Origin of the sequence: Sphingomonas sp. LY54, assembly GCF_035594035.1 — a bacterium.
In the GTDB taxonomy this organism is placed as follows: domain Bacteria; phylum Pseudomonadota; class Alphaproteobacteria; order Sphingomonadales; family Sphingomonadaceae; genus Allosphingosinicella.
Genome location: NZ_CP141588.1, coordinates 3,023,523 through 3,036,433, shown reverse-complemented (window position 1 = coordinate 3,036,433; position 12,911 = coordinate 3,023,523). Strand labels below are relative to the sequence as shown.

Annotated in this window: 15 protein-coding genes and 2 pseudogenes; 9 read left to right on the top strand and 8 right to left on the bottom strand. The window is 67.1% G+C overall.

Annotated features, from left to right (window positions below; translation table 11 throughout):
* Positions 1-122: 122 nt before the first annotated feature.
* Positions 123-421 (bottom strand): annotated as a pseudogene (locus tag SH591_RS15070) (IS30 family transposase); the annotation flags it as partial.
* 398 nt (positions 422-819) lie between these two features.
* Here SH591_RS15070 and SH591_RS16315 point away from each other — a divergent pair.
* Positions 820-882, top strand: a pseudogene (locus SH591_RS16315) (hypothetical protein); the annotation flags it as partial.
* Between the two features lie 274 nt (positions 883-1,156).
* Here SH591_RS16315 and SH591_RS15065 read toward each other — a convergent pair.
* The 4 genes from SH591_RS15065 to SH591_RS15050 form a co-directional block, all read right to left on the bottom strand.
* Positions 1,157-1,960 (bottom strand): hypothetical protein, encoded by an 804-nt coding sequence (locus SH591_RS15065; RefSeq protein ID WP_324749796.1) that lies wholly within the window; start codon positions 1,958-1,960, stop codon positions 1,157-1,159.
* Between the two features lie 68 nt (positions 1,961-2,028).
* Positions 2,029-2,763 (bottom strand): anti-sigma factor family protein, encoded by a 735-nt coding sequence (locus SH591_RS15060; RefSeq protein WP_324749795.1) that lies wholly within the window; start codon positions 2,761-2,763, stop codon positions 2,029-2,031.
* Positions 2,760-3,248: an RNA polymerase sigma factor gene (locus SH591_RS15055; protein WP_324749794.1), complete on the bottom strand. Its 489-nt coding sequence runs from the start codon at positions 3,246-3,248 to the stop codon at positions 2,760-2,762. The genes SH591_RS15060 and SH591_RS15055 overlap by 4 nt, the downstream gene beginning before the upstream one ends.
* Positions 3,245-3,931, bottom strand: a complete 687-nt coding sequence (locus tag SH591_RS15050; protein ID WP_324749793.1) for a hypothetical protein — start codon at positions 3,929-3,931, stop codon at positions 3,245-3,247. Before SH591_RS15050 ends, SH591_RS15055 begins: the two co-directional genes overlap by 4 nt.
* On the opposite strand from SH591_RS15050, the gene SH591_RS15045 reads away from it, so the two are divergent.
* On the top strand, positions 3,920-4,600 hold the full coding sequence (locus SH591_RS15045; RefSeq protein ID WP_324749792.1) for a S8 family serine peptidase: 681 nt from the start codon (positions 3,920-3,922) through the stop codon (positions 4,598-4,600). The two genes, SH591_RS15050 and SH591_RS15045, sit on opposite strands and share 12 nt — an antisense overlap.
* Positions 4,601-4,675: 75 nt before the next feature.
* Positions 4,676-5,410, top strand: coding sequence for a hypothetical protein (locus tag SH591_RS15040; RefSeq protein ID WP_324749791.1), 735 nt, complete (start codon positions 4,676-4,678; stop codon positions 5,408-5,410).
* A 103-nt stretch (positions 5,411-5,513) separates the two neighbouring features.
* Here SH591_RS15040 and SH591_RS15035 read toward each other — a convergent pair whose 3' ends face one another.
* Positions 5,514-5,876: a response regulator gene (locus SH591_RS15035; RefSeq protein WP_324749790.1), complete on the bottom strand. Its 363-nt coding sequence runs from the start codon at positions 5,874-5,876 to the stop codon at positions 5,514-5,516.
* Between the two features lie 287 nt (positions 5,877-6,163).
* Between SH591_RS15035 and SH591_RS15030 the strand changes: the two genes are divergently transcribed.
* The 6 genes from SH591_RS15030 (at position 6,164) to SH591_RS15005 (ending at position 12,206) form a co-directional block, all read left to right on the top strand.
* Complete coding sequence (locus SH591_RS15030) at positions 6,164-6,382, top strand: hypothetical protein (protein WP_324749789.1); 219 nt, start codon at positions 6,164-6,166, stop codon at positions 6,380-6,382.
* On the top strand, positions 6,379-7,950 hold the full coding sequence (locus SH591_RS15025; RefSeq protein WP_324749788.1) for a phospholipase D family protein: 1,572 nt from the start codon (positions 6,379-6,381) through the stop codon (positions 7,948-7,950). Before SH591_RS15030 ends, SH591_RS15025 begins: the two co-directional genes overlap by 4 nt.
* A 56-nt stretch (positions 7,951-8,006) precedes the next feature.
* Positions 8,007-9,275 (top strand): M20 family metallopeptidase, encoded by a 1,269-nt coding sequence (locus tag SH591_RS15020; protein WP_324749787.1) that lies wholly within the window; start codon positions 8,007-8,009, stop codon positions 9,273-9,275.
* Between the two features lie 37 nt (positions 9,276-9,312).
* Positions 9,313-9,993: a trimeric intracellular cation channel family protein gene (locus tag SH591_RS15015; protein ID WP_324749786.1), complete on the top strand. Its 681-nt coding sequence runs from the start codon at positions 9,313-9,315 to the stop codon at positions 9,991-9,993.
* Positions 9,994-10,063: 70 nt separating this feature from the next.
* Positions 10,064-11,182: a trypsin-like peptidase domain-containing protein gene (locus SH591_RS15010; protein ID WP_324749785.1), complete on the top strand. Its 1,119-nt coding sequence runs from the start codon at positions 10,064-10,066 to the stop codon at positions 11,180-11,182.
* A 73-nt stretch (positions 11,183-11,255) separates the two neighbouring features.
* Positions 11,256-12,206, top strand: coding sequence for a mechanosensitive ion channel family protein (locus SH591_RS15005; protein ID WP_324749784.1), 951 nt, complete (start codon positions 11,256-11,258; stop codon positions 12,204-12,206).
* 6 nt (positions 12,207-12,212) lie between these two features.
* Here the strand turns inward: SH591_RS15005 and SH591_RS15000 are convergent, their stop codons facing one another.
* Entirely contained in the window at positions 12,213-12,707 is a 495-nt protein-coding gene (locus SH591_RS15000) for a Dps family protein (protein ID WP_324749782.1), read from the bottom strand.
* A gap of 20 nt (positions 12,708-12,727) precedes the next feature.
* Entirely contained in the window at positions 12,728-12,886 is a 159-nt protein-coding gene (locus tag SH591_RS14995; protein ID WP_324749781.1) for a hypothetical protein, read from the bottom strand.
* Positions 12,887-12,911 lie beyond the last annotated feature (25 nt).

The window sequence follows — 12,911 nt, the reverse complement described above, 5'->3', positions numbered from 1 at the left end:
CACAAGTGGCGCTTAGCGGACGACTGGACCTGGCCGTTAGCGGACGTCTGCTTCTGGGTGCGAGGGTGGAAAGCGGACCTTCCCGGCCCCAGGCGTCTCTATGTCCGCAATGGGTTGTCGATTCAGTCGATCATCGCAACACACGCTTCAAAACGCTCTGCTGGTGTTTTGTAACCGAGCGTTTTTCGCGGTCGCTGATTAAGCTGCCTGGCGATCTCGTCCAACCGCTCTTGTGAGTGCACGGCGAGGTTCGTGCCCTTGGGGAAGTACTGGCGCAACAGGCGATTGGTTTCTCGTTCGAGCCTCGCTGCCAGGGACTCTGCGGATCCCAGAAGTAGACCGCAGCGTCCGTCGCCAGCGTGAACCTCTTGTGCTCGGCCATCTCCTTGCCACGGTCCCAGGTCAGTGACTTGAGAAGCTCGACGCGCTCACGCTCCTCAACTGCCTGAGCGGCGGCCTGCCTAAACCCTCATAGGACGCCTGCTCAATCGAACGGAGTAGGAGCTGTGCCCGAGGTCGAGCTCTGTGGCGCCGGCATGCCGTTTCGCCGGGGAAACGCGAGACGTTACGCTTCATGCATGTAGGCAAGGGCCTCGCGGAAGGCCGCAACAAGCTCTTCGGACGTTGCGCCAGACGCGGCGTGCACTCGAATTGAAAGCCCCCCAAGGGATTGGCGGATCAGTAACGGGATGTGCCTCAAACATTCGACGAGGAAGCCCTGTTGACTGGCTCGGCGACGCGAGCGTCGCGAGGCTAACGAACGGGGGCTGGCAGGAAGTCTAGTAATCAATATCGCTAACTAGCCCGAAGGCGTGCCCAATGCCCGGCAATCGCATCGACAAGCTTGACCGGCTCGGCCGGCTTCGCGAGAGCGGAAGCCTCTCTGAGGAAGAGTTCGATGTCGAAAAACAACGAATTCTCGGCCACGACGACGCCCGGATCATTTCGTTCGGGCGACTCCCAATCTGGCTGTTTGCAATTGTCGCCTCGCTGGTCCTCGCGCCAATTGGCTATGGCGTTTATTTGAAACTTACCGACCCTGACTTCGAACGCCGGCTCAAAGACACCACGCGCGATGTCCTCAGGAGACCGGGCTGGGCGCCAGCGTGGAGGTTCCCGTCACCGCCGCTGACGCGCCCGATGTATCGCCCGCATGTCATCGCAGCCTTACCCCGAGCTGCACTCCGGCCCCGAAATCTGCGGCAGCCTTGGAAAGGCCCGCGCTGCCATAAAGGCCAAGCGACAGAGACCGGCTCAGATTCGTGTGGAGCGCGGTCGACATGCTTTGCTCGGCCGCCAGTCCCGCGCTGGGGCTTTGCGCATAGGCGTAGCTCAACCGTCCGGCGAGGCTTCTCGCGAGTCGTAGGTTCGCACCGGCCCGCGCGGACAGGCTGTTGCGCAGATCGTAATTCTCCGGATCGCCCGCCAACGTATAGCCGATGCTGACGAATGGGGTGACGCGCCCGATCGGCGCCGCCACTTCCGCGCCGAATGTGTAATCGGGCTGGCCTGTGCCCAGCCCCTTTGCAGCGGACGCGGTCGGCACTTTCATCTGGCTCCATAAGGCAAGGGCGGTGGGGCCGACCGGAACTGTGTAGGAGGCGTTGAGGCGGAGGTCGCCGAGCCCTTCGCGCCGCTCGCGGGCCGCGGGCTTGGTCGGATCGACGATGATCGGCAAGCCCAGAATGCCCGCGCCGCCCCCGATCACGTTGCCCGGCGCATCGACGCGAAGATAGGGAAGCGTTGCGCTGAGCTGAAGGCGGCCCCTGTTCGCATATGCGCTAACGGGACTCGAAATGGTCTCGATTTGCTGGCCGGACCCAAAGTCGCCTTCCTGATATTCCAGCCCGACCGAGACGCCCGCATCGACGCCGCTTCGGGCTACGGATGCCGCCGGACTGTCCCCCGGTACAAATTGGGCTGCCGCCCCACTGATAGCCAAGGCCATTAAGGTGATCATGCACTGCCTCCCAAAAGATGTTCCTGGGAGGCAACGGGTCTCGGGCAGCCTTTAATCCGCGCCGGCGTTCATTTCTTCCATTCCGACCCGATCAGGGTGCGTTCGGCCTGAGCGTCCAGGGGCGCGCCGGTCATGCGCTCCTGCGCCGCCGCCATGATGCTGGACGAACCTGCCTGTCGATATTCAGGCGCGGCAGGCGTGGCCTTCACGGCCTCGGTCATGATCACGGACCAGTCGCCGCCTTGCCGGCAGGCAAGGCCTGACAAATCCGTCCCCTCGAACGTGCGGCAATAATCGCCCTGATGGTCGGTGAAGGTGACGCCGATCCGGAGCGGCGCGTCCGCGTGCTGGCTGGAGGCCATTTGGGTCTCGAGCGAATGCGCAAGATTTCCCTGCGCTACCAGCATCCCCCCCTGCATGGCGATCGGCGCTTGTCCTTCATCGAGCACGAAGTGCCCGGCGACGATGCCGATGGCGAAGGTTGCCGCCAGTGCGGCCGCGTTGCGGATCCACGCGGCCGGGCGCGGCCGTAGCCGTTCCCGAGCGGCCGACAGCGAGGCGATCGTCTCATCATCCCCCGCATCGCCCCCGCCGGCGCCTAGCATGGCAAGCAGTCGATCGGGCACGTCCTCGGAGGCGACCGGGCCGTAATAGCCGCGCAGGCCCTCGCGCAGGCGCCGTTGCTCATCCACTCGCGCGCGAAGTTCGGGACGAGCGGCGAGCGCGCGCTCTACTTCCTCGCGCTCGGCGCCTGCGAGCTCGCCGTCTGCGAACGCCATCAATTTATCGTCATCGACCATCATGCGGCCTCCAGCCTTCTCACCAGCGCCTGCCGCCCCCGTGTGAGGCGCGACGTCAGCGTTCCCATCGGGATGTCGAGGATGTCCGCAGCCTCGCGATAAGCGAGCCCCTCGACCAGCACGAGCGCGATCACCTCGCGCTGCTCGAGCGGCAGCTCCGCCATCGCCTTTCCGACATCCTGCATCTCCAGCGTGCGCTCGATCGCCTCATGCCCTTCATCGCCCACCTGGCTTCCTGCCTCCTCGGGTGCAAACGTCCGGGCCCGCCGCGTGCGGGCACGGACTTCGTCGATCCAGCAATTGCGCACGATCCGGTACATCCACGAATCCATTCGCGTTCCCGCCTGCCATTGCTCGCGTGCCTTGAGCGCCCGCTCAAGCGCGAACTGGCACAGATCGTCCGCGTCAGCCGCGTCCCGCGCCAATGACCGGGCGAAGCGACGCAGCCGCGGAAGCAGCGTCAGCAACTCGCGCTCAAAAGCATTCAAACCGCGGTCTCCATGGTTTCAGGGAGGAAACGGATGCCCAGGTCCGTTTCATCCCCGTGAAAGAAAAAATGTGGCAAAGGCGCTCCATGTGGATCGGCGGAGCAGTTCGGGCAATGGCGTTTGTTGCGGCTCTCGCCGCGGGCGGCATATCGCACGCCCAACTGCTCCGCGGTGCGCCGGTCGGTGGCATATTGAACGACCTTGGAGGCCTCGGCGCCGGTGCACTCGGCGAGGTTCAGGAGGTGGTCCGCGACGTACCGCGCCACATCGAGCGCCTCTCCGAAGCCCGTCGATCCCGCCTCCTTGAACTTGTTCGCGCCAATCGCGACGCGCTGGAAATGGCGCCGCTCGGGCCCGCCGTCCGGGGGGAGATCGTTGTCGTCGATCCGTCGCCGACGGTTCTCGCGAAAGCCCGTGCCGCCGGGTTCGCCGTGACGGCGGACGAACTGGTTGAGGGGCTGGAAATTCGTTCGGTGACTTTCCGCCCGCCTGCGGGGCAGTCGCTGGAGGAGGCGATGGCGCGACTTCGGCAGATCGCGCCCGACGCGGAATTTTCGCCCAACTACGTCCACTTGCAGAGCGGCAGCGCCGGCGCGGTCGCGGCCGCCGGCGCGCTCGCGACCGGCGCAGCGGCCCCGGGAGGTCCGAAAATCGGTATGATAGATGGCGGCGTGGGCCAGCATTCGTCGCTTGGGGCGGTAGATCAGAGGGGCTTCGCCACCGGCGCGCCGCTGCCAAGCGGCCATGGCACGGCCGTGGCGTCGCTGGTCGTGGGCACAGGAACGGTGCGAGGGTCCGCGCCAGGGGCCGCGCTGCTCGTTGCCGACATCTATGGCCGCGACCCCAAGGGTGGCAACGCGCTTGCCATAGCCCGCGCGCTCGGCTGGATGGCGCAGAACGATGTGCGCGTGGTTGCCATGAGCCTTACCGGTCCGCCCAACCCTTTGGTCGCCAAAGCGGTAGCGCAGGCGCGCGCCCGCGGCATGTACGTCGTAGCCCCGGTCGGCAATGACGGGCCGGCCGCCCCCCCCGCTTATCCCGCCTCCTATCCGGGAGTGATCGCGGTGACGGGAGTGGACGGCCGGAACCGGCCGCTGATCGAGGCTGGCCCAAGCCTCCACCTCGATTATGCCGCCCCTGGAAGCGACATGGCTGCCGCCGCCCCTGGCGGCGGGCTGAAGCCTGTGCGTGGCACCTCGTTCGCAGTCCCGCTGGTCGCCGGGCGGCTCGCCCGTTCCTCGCTCGCGACGCTCGACGCTGAAGCGAAGGATCTCGGGCGCAAGGGCCCAGACAATATTTTCGGCCGCGGCCTCGTCTGCGGCGAGTGCCGGACCCCGCTCCCGAAAAAATAGCGCGGGTGCGGGATTAAACGCGGCACAGGTCTCGTTAGCCAGATGGAATACCAACACGGCTAGGAGACTTTCCCCATGAAAATCCGTTTGACTACGATGTGCGCCGGCCTTGCGCTGATCGCGTCCCCGGTTTCGGCTCAACTGCTGGGCGGCGGCGGACTTGGCGGAGCCCTCGGCGGCAATCTGGGCGGCGGCGTTGGCGGCAACCTTGGCGGCCTCGGCAATGCTTCGAACACAGCCAACGGCGCGCTTTCGGGCGCCGCCCGTGTCGACCGCAATGTCGACGCCCGCTCGGGCAGCGCCCGCGCCGATGCGCGCGGCAGCGCTGCAGGCTCCGCATCAGGTGGCGGCCTCCTTTCCGGTGGTGCGTCCGGTAGCGGCTCGGGTGGCGCCTCGGCGGGCATCGAAGCGGTCGGCACGGATGCAGTCGCCGGCGTCGCCCGGAGCACGGTTTCGCCTGTGACGGGGATCGCCGGCCGTGCCCCGGGTGGAGCGTCCAGCTCGATCGCCGGTTCGGCCGGCGCGGGGCTTCAAACCCTTGCCGCCGCGGGCTCGGCAGCCGCGGCTTCCGCCGGTGCGGTCGCGGTCAGCCCCGGCATGATCGTTCGCGACGCCTCCGGCCGTGCGATCGGCGAGGTGCAAGGCGTCCGCTCGCGCGCCAACGGAGTAGTGGACGCCGTGCTCGTCGAGGCCGGCAACCGGGTGGCCGCGCTTCCAGCCGACAATTTCAGCGTCTCTGGCGACGCGCTCGTCTCGGCGATGTCGCGTGCGGAACTCCGCAAGGAGGCCAAGGAGCAGCCCGCGCGTTGAGATCGTTCAAAGGCATGGCTGTCCTGCGGGCGGCCATGCCTTTAGCAAGAAAGGGAAGCGTGTCGCTCATCGTCAGCGCTGCGCCGCCAATCGCGGCATCTGATTACGGAAAAGGCTTCTTGCCTCGCTCCAGCGCCCGTTCGCTGGCGAGGTAAACCTGCTTCAACGAGAATGGCTTCGGCACTACGATAGCGTCCGGGATTGCGGTTTCCACCCTTTGCGGGGCCGCCGTCACAAAGAACACTGGTATGCCGGTTCCAGCCAAAATGCTTTTCACGACCCTTATTCCGTCGCCCGGATTGAGCGTTACGTCTGCACAGATGAGGTCAGGCCGCCGCGCCGCAACTGCTGCCCTGGCTTCCTTCTCGGAAACTGCGACATCGAAGGACCTGAACCCCATACCGCTGAGCGCGAACCTGAGCATTTCGGCCGTATAGACTTCGTCTTCAATTATGAGGGCGTGCACCCGGCCTCGCCTTCTATCCGAATCTGTCCCGCCCCTTGTCTAACTAGCATCGGCTAGCTGCGTGGCGCGTTGCTCATCGGTATGGGGATCGGGTTGAGCCTTTCGGGGCGTAGGTACATTCTTCGGCGACGGTGTTGTGCATAACCGCCGCACGACATGCCGACATAGCGGTGCGCGATCGATGTGGATCGCAGTAGGTTCAACTAATCCGATTAGGTGGTACGAACTGCTCCGAATTGTTGGAATCGGAGGCGGTACGCTTTGAATTAGCGTGATTTTATTTTGTGATGTCCCCTCCCGCAGGGGTCACCACTCTTCCGGTGCGGCTTTTCCTGCCTTTAGACCATGACGTGCTGGGCTTCGTGGCGTCGCTCGGCTTGCCGCTCGCGCCCTCGCTGGCTTATGGGATTATGGTGCTGATGCTCCTGCTCCCTGGCGACATGCGCGGCGACCGGCCCGGCCAGGCTGCGCGGGATGGCGCGGCATCGCCCTTGAGCCCGGGATGAGATGGCTGCGCGCGCTCCTGCTGGGGGTGCTGGCGCTGGTCGGGGCCGGCCTTGCCGTGCGGGTGTTGGCGCCCTTGCCCTCGCTTGAGAACCGGACCGCCTCGCGCGCTTATGCCGATACCGGCGACACCGCGCTCGGCCGGGCGATCGCGCCCGCCGTCGCTGCCGCGCCCGCCGGCCACTCGGGCATTCATCCGCTCGCCGATCCGGCCGGCGCCTTCGCCGCGCGGATCCTGCTGGCGCGGGCCGCCGAGAGCAGCATCGATGCCCAATATTATATCTGGCACGCCGACCTCACCGGCACCCTGTTGTTCGACGAGCTGCGCGCGGCGGCCGAGCGCGGCGTACGCGTGCGCCTCCTCCTCGACGACAACAACACCGTTGGCCTGGACCCGGTCCTCGCCGCGCTCGACGCGCATCCCAATATCGAAGTGCGGCTGTTCAACCCCTTTACGATCCGTGCCCCGCGCCTGATCGGCTTCCTCACCGATTTCTCGCGGCTCAACCGCCGCATGCACAACAAGTCGTTCACGGTCGACAATCAGGCGACGATCGTCGGCGGCCGCAATATCGGCGACGAATATTTCGGCGCGGGCGACGGCGCTTTGTTCGCGGACCTCGACGTGCTCGGCGTCGGCCCGGTGGTCGCCGACGTCTCCGCCGACTTCGATTCCTATTGGGCGAGCCTCTCCTCCTACCCCGCCGACCGGATCGTGCCGGCGTCGGGCGGACCAACGGAGATTGCGGCGCGCGCGGCCGATGCGGCGCGCGATCCGGGGGCACGGCCCTATCTCGAGGCCGTTCGGGATTCCCCGTTCGTCCGCCAGCTGGTCGAGCGCGCGATCGTGATGGAATGGGCGCCGACGCGGATGATTAGCGACGATCCCGCCAAGGGCCTGGGCCGGGCCGCGCCCGAGCAGCTTCTCGTCGCCAAGCTGAAGGACGCGCTGGGCGAACCGCGCCGTACGCTGGGCCTGGTCTCGGGCTATTTCGTGCCGGCCAAGGCGGGCACCGCGGCTTTCGCGGCCATGGCCGGGCGCGGCGTGCAGGTCACCATCCTCACCAACGCGCTGGAAGCGACCGACGTGCCGATCGTCCATGCCGGCTACGTCAAATGGCGCAAGAAGCTGCTGGCGGCGGGCGTGCGTCTTTACGAAATGCGCGGGTCGGCGCCAGGATCGAGGCCGAGGCGCCACGCGAGCGGAGTCGGCGGCAGCGGCTCGAAACTGAGCGGCGCGGGATCGGCGCTCCATGCCAAGACCTTCGCCGTCGACGGCCGCCGCGTCTTCGTCGGCTCGTTCAACTTCGATCCGCGCTCGGCCCATCTCAACACCGAGCTCGGTTTCGTGATCGAGAGCCCGGCACTTGCCGAACGCATGCAGGCCGCCTTCGAACGCTCCGCCCCGGCCAGAACCTACGAAGTCCGGCTCTCGCCGGAAGGCGAGATCTACTGGATCGAGCGCAGGGACGGCCGGGAGATTCGCCACGCAACCGAGCCCGGCACCACGCGTTGGCAACGCGCCGCGGTCGCATTGCTCTCGCTGCTGCCGATCGAATGGCTTTTATGAAAGGCTAAGTCCCCCGGGACTTTGCCAAGGGCGGCGACATTTGCAGGAGCAGGCCCATGGACTCGACCGCAACCGATCCCGCAGCCCCGGTCCTGGCCGACCTGCCCGCTCTCCTCCCCGAGCTCGAAGCGGCCTATAAGGACGTCCATTCCAACCCCGAACTGTCGATGCAGGAGCACCGCACCGCGGCCCTTGCCGCCAAGCATCTCGAGGAGAACGGCTTCGAGGTGACCAGCGGGGTCGGCAAGACGGGCGTGGTCGGGCTGCTTCGCAACGGCGACGGCCCCACCGTCCTGCTCCGCGCCGACATGGACGCGTTGCCGATCCAGGAAGCGACGGGCCTCGATTATGCCAGCAAGGTCACTGCCGAGGACGCCGACAAGGCGTGCGTGCCCGTTTCGCATGTCTGCGGCCACGACATGCACGTCGCGTGGCTGATGGGCGCGACGGCTCTGCTCTCGCGCCGGCGCGAGGCTTGGAGCGGCACCTTGATGGCGGTCTTCCAGCCCGGCGAGGAAACGGCGGAAGGCGCGCGGGCCATGCTCGACGACGGCCTGCTCGACCGCTTCCCCAGGCCCGACGTCGTGCTCGGCCAGCATGTCATGGTCGGGCCGTCGGGCACCGTTGCCGGCAGCGCCGGGCCGATCACGTCGGCCGCCGACAGCCTGCAGATCCGCCTGTTCGGCCGCGGCGCGCACGGCTCGATGCCGCAGGCCAGCGTCGATCCGATCGTCATGGCGGCAGCGCTCGTGCTGCGGCTGCAGACGATCGTATCGCGCGAAACCGCCGCCACCGACGCCGCGGTCGTCACGATCGGCGTGCTGCAGGCGGGCACCAAGGAGAATGTGATCCCCGACGAGGCCCTCCTCAAACTGAACGTGCGCACCTTCGACGAAGGCGTGCGCAAGCATGTGCTGGAGGCGATAGAGCGGATGGCCAATGCCGAAGCCGCGGCCTCCGGGGCGCCACGCCCGCCCGAAATCACTCCGCTCGATCGCTACCCGCTCAACGTCAACGACAAGGAAGCGAGCGACCGCGTCGCCGAGGCGCTGCGCCGCCACTTTCCGGCCGATCACGTGCGCCACTCCGGCCCCGCTCCGGCGAGCGAGGATTTCGGCTGCTTCGGCAGCGCCTGGGATTCGCCCTCGGTCTACTGGTTCGTGGGCGGCACCGACCCCGAAACCTATGCCAAGGCCAAGGCCGAGGGCCGGATCAACGACCTCCCGGTCAATCACAGTCCGTTGTTCGCGCCGGTCGTCCACCCCACCCTCTCGACCGGGGTCGAGGCGATGGTCGTCGGCGCGCTCGCCTGGCTGGCCAAATGACGGCCGGGCGTGACGCGCCGAAGCGGCGCCGGGGCCGGTGAACCTGCCGTCGCTGACCGAGCTTCTCGACGAAAGGGTCACGCGCGACCTCGTCATCGCGCTCGACCTTGCCGGCACGTTCGTGTTCGCGATCAGCGGCGCGATGCAGGGGATAAGGCGGCGGCTCGACGTCTATGGCGTGCTGGTCGTGTCGGTCGCCGCCGCGACCGCCGGCGGGATCACGCGTGACCTGCTGATCGGCTCGGTGCCCCCGGCCGCGGTCAGCGACTGGCGCTATTGCGCGTCGGCGATCGCCGCCGGCCTCATCACCTTCTTCTGCTATTCCCCGGTCTCTCGGCAGCGCACGGCGTTGCTCGTCTTCGACGCTGCGGGCCTCGCCTTCTTCGCCGTCGCCGGGACCCAGAAAGCGCTCGACTTCGGGCTCAGTCCGCCGATGGCGGCCTTGCTCGGCATGCTGACCGGCGTCGGAGGCGGCATCGCCCGCGACCTGCTCGTCACGCGCACCCCTTCGGTGCTCCGCGGCGACCTCTATGCCGTGGCCGCGCTCGCGGGCGCGACGATGGTGGTCGTCGGGGACTTGCTCGACTGGCCGACGGTGGCGGCGGCGATCGGGGCCGCTCTTTTCTGCTTCGCGTTTCGCGTGCTCGCCATCCTGCGCGGCTGGGGACTTCCCGTCGCTCGTCCGCACGATGGCGAACAATATCCGGACCGCGAATGAAACGCCGGTGCGGAACCCGCGACGGCGCGATCCATTGGGGTCTGATCGTCCATGGCGAGGAGCAGCGGTGATGCAGCGGAAAAGCAGGTCTCGCATCGTGATGCGCACCGGGTCTCTCGTCAGCCTCGTGCTCGCCCTGGCGGCGTGCGACGCCCAGAACCAGGATGCGAACGCAACCCGCGAGCCGGGCGAGCAGGCGACGGCCGGCCCGGAGCCGGCGCTCCCGCCCGACCGGCGCACCCTCGCCCCGCTCGTCAAGCGCGCTGCCCCGGCGGTCGTCAACATCGCCGTGCTGCAGAGCTCGCCGCTCGAGCAGAACCCCATGCTCCGCGATCCCTTCTTCCGCCGCTATTTCGGAGTCCCGGATTCCGCGGTCGCGCCGCGCCTCGCCGCCGGCTCCGGAGTGATCGTCGACGCCGGCCGCGGGCTTATCCTCACCAACCATCACGTCGTCGCCAACGCGCGGGTGATCGAGGTGACGCTGACCGATCGCCGCAAGTTCGAGGCGGAACTGGTGGGCAGCGACCAGCCGACCGACATCGCCTTGCTGCGCATCAGGGGCGACAAACTGCCCCAGCTCGCGCTCGGCGATTCCGACGCGGTTGAGGTCGGCGATTACGCGATGGCGATCGGCAATCCGTTCGGACTCGGCCAGACCGTGACCGCCGGCATCGTCAGCGCGCTTGCCAGGGGCCTCAGCGCGGACGGCTATGAGAGCTACATCCAGACCGACGCGCCGATCAATCCGGGCAATTCGGGCGGCCCGCTGATCGGCATGGACGGCAACATCATGGGCATCAACAGCGCGATCTTCGGCCCCGGCGCCAATGTCGGCATCGGTTTCGCCGTCCCGGCGGCCACCGCCAAATTCGTGATGGAGCAGATCCTGGAGCATGGCGAAGTGCGGCGCGGCCAGATCGGCGTCGTCATCACCGAAACCTTTACGCCGCCCGGCAGCGCCGCCGCGCCGGCCGAGGGCGCGCTGATCGCCGGTGTGGCGCCCAATTCAGCGGCAGCGGCGGCGGGATTGCAGCGGGGCGACATCGTCGTTGCCGCAAACGGTGTCCCCACCGCGACGGCCGCCGCGCTGCGCAACGCAGTCGGCCTGACCACGATCGGCAGCCGCCTTCAGCTTACCGTGCAGCGCGGCGACCAGCGATCGGAAGTGGCGGTGCAGGTCCGTCCCTGAAGGCCGGGCCGAAGGAGCGGGTAAGGATGAAAAATGGTGAGCGCATTCTGACCCTCCCGCCGACCGACCGGCCATGAGCACATCCGAGCCCGCGGCGAACGCGGCGGCCGGCGCCGCCGAGGCCAGCGAGCTCATCCGCACTACCGGCGAGCGCGTCGAGGCCGGCTTCTGGGCGTCGGTCAACGAATTGCTGCTCAAGATCCCCGAAATCATCGGTTTCGTCCTGGCCATCGTTGCCGCGTGGATACTCGGCCGATTGCTGGCCCGCACCATCTTCCGCCGGCTCGATCGCCGCGGCCGGCCGGACCTCGGCCGCCTGCTGGGCGCAGTGGCGATCGGGACCACGATGCTCGCGGTCGGTCTGCTTGCGCTCGTGCTCCTGTTCCCGGGCATCAACCCCACCAGCATATTGTCGCTGCTCGGCTTCGGCTCGATCGCGCTCGGCTTCGCGTTCAGGGACATCCTCCAGAATCTCGTGGCGGGCATCATCCTGCTCATCCGCGAACCCTATCGCACGGGCGACGAGATCATCGTCGGCGACGGCGAATATGAAGGCGTGGTCGAAGAGGTGGAAATGCGCGCCACCCATATCCGGACGATCGACCGGCGCCTCATAGTCATCCCGAACACGATGATCTTCACCAACGCCATCACGGTCAACACCGACTGCGATTATCGTACGGCAAACTACACGCTTTCGATCGCCTATGGCGGCGACCCCCGCCGCGCGATGGCAATCATCCGGGAGGCGATCAAGTCGGCCGAGGGGGTCTCCGAGACGCCAGAACCCGCGGTCGTGATCCAGTCGCTCAACGATTATTCGATCGACCTGTTCATGGTGTTCGGGGCGGGCCCGACCGTGCTCGAGCAGATCAAGGCCAAGGGCGCGGTGCTGCTCGCCATCCATGACGCCTGCCGTGCCAACGGGATCGAACTGCCCTTCCCGACCCAGGTCAATCTGGTTCGGGCCGAGATCGAACATCATGGCCCCGACAAGCTCGCGGGCCCGCCGTCCGACGCCTGAGCTGGTCTAGGCCCCGCGGCTGGTCGCGAACAGGAACCAGGCCCGTTCCTCGGCGAGGTCGGTCCAGTCGTCGAGCATGCCCGCCGTCGCGTTGTCGCCGGCGGCGTCGACCGTCTCCTTGGCCTCTCGCAACATCTCCACGAGTTTGAGATTGTCGCGGTGCAATTCGGTCAGCATGTCGGCGGCGCTCATGAAGTCCGCGTCATTGTCCTCGATCCGCTGCAGGCGCGCGATATGGCCGATCGAGCGCAGGGTCGTGCCGCCGGTCTTGCGCACGCGCTCGGCGATGGCGTCGGTGATCGCGAGGATCTGCGCCGCCTGCTCGTCGAACATCAGATGATAATCGCGGAAATGCGGGCCCGAGACGTGCCAGTGGAAATTCTTGGTCTTGAGGAAAAGGGCATAGCTGTCGGCGAGGATCGCGTTCAGCGCATCGGCCACCGACCGCGCCGAATTGCGCTCGAGGTCGGTCGGAGTCTTGAGTTTCGCAGGCGTCGCCATGGTCCTCTCCTTTTCCTTCGTCAGACTTTGGACACGCTCACCGGGTCGCTCGCCGGGAAGGTCTCGCGCAGCCCCTCGTCGAGCAAGTCCTCCTGATGCCGCTTGCGGGGCGATGGCTGGCTCGGTGCGCCCCCGGTCGATGGCGGTGCGGCCTCCGGTCGTTCATCTGTCCGATCCATGCTCTGAATTCCTTTCGTGCGTCGG